Here is a 779-nt window from a genome sequence, read left to right on the forward strand (position 1 = left end):
TGCGTTAGTGTATTCTGTGTTTATCAACAGCTTCCTCTTCGGCGGCAGCGTGAGATGTGGATAATGGACAGATGTAGGACAGTCGGGGCGATCGTCGGTGCCCCTTTTCCCGAGGGATCATCCCGCGACTTGAGGCGCCGAACACTCCTGCGCACGCAGGAGCCCAGAATCAGGAGCGGCAGCATCCGCGACCCTGGGCTCCGGCATTCGCCGGAGCACGCCTCGACACTGACGGATCACGCGCGAGGGCCCCCTGCGGTCAGGGCAACGGGACGGCGGGTCCGGTCGAGCCTTCCAGCATCCCGCCGTTGGGCTTGAGGTCGCAGCTCGCCTCAAACGCGCACTGGATCGTCGGCCCGTTGACGATGACCCCATGGCTATGCGGCGGCACCTTGCCGAGCGCCTGCGCGATCGTGCCCAGCTTTTCGTCCTGAGCGGCGAAGCGATCCTGCGTCGTCTTGGCGTTCGATGCCAGCGCGGCCTTCTGCGCATCGAGATCGACGCGGAGCGCTTCATTCTCCTTCTCAAGCGTCGCGACCTGCTGGCGGGAAGTCACCGCCGCCTTCTCCAGCAACGCCAGCCGCGTTTCGACCGGGAGCGCCGCCACGTCGATCTGACCGGGACGCCCCAGTTCGGACAGCGGACGCGTCGGCGTCCTGCGAATGTCGATGCCACCCTGCGCAGTGGCGGATGTGGCAAACAGGATCAGGCTGACAGCGAGCAGACGCATCGTACTTCCCCCCGGAGTGATACGGTCGATGTTGGGCCGAGGGTGCGGC

The 779-nt window shown here is 65.6% G+C and carries 1 protein-coding gene; it reads right to left on the reverse strand.

Features of this window, described 5'->3' with window-relative positions:
* Nucleotides 1-259: 259 nt before the first annotated feature.
* Nucleotides 260-779 (reverse strand): hypothetical protein (locus NS334_RS16210; RefSeq protein ID WP_206542672.1); only part of this gene is annotated, 520 nt, incomplete at its 5' end.

Origin of the sequence: Sphingomonas endophytica (assembly GCF_001476895.1) — a bacterium.
Lineage (GTDB): Bacteria > Pseudomonadota > Alphaproteobacteria > Sphingomonadales > Sphingomonadaceae > Sphingomonas > Sphingomonas endophytica_A.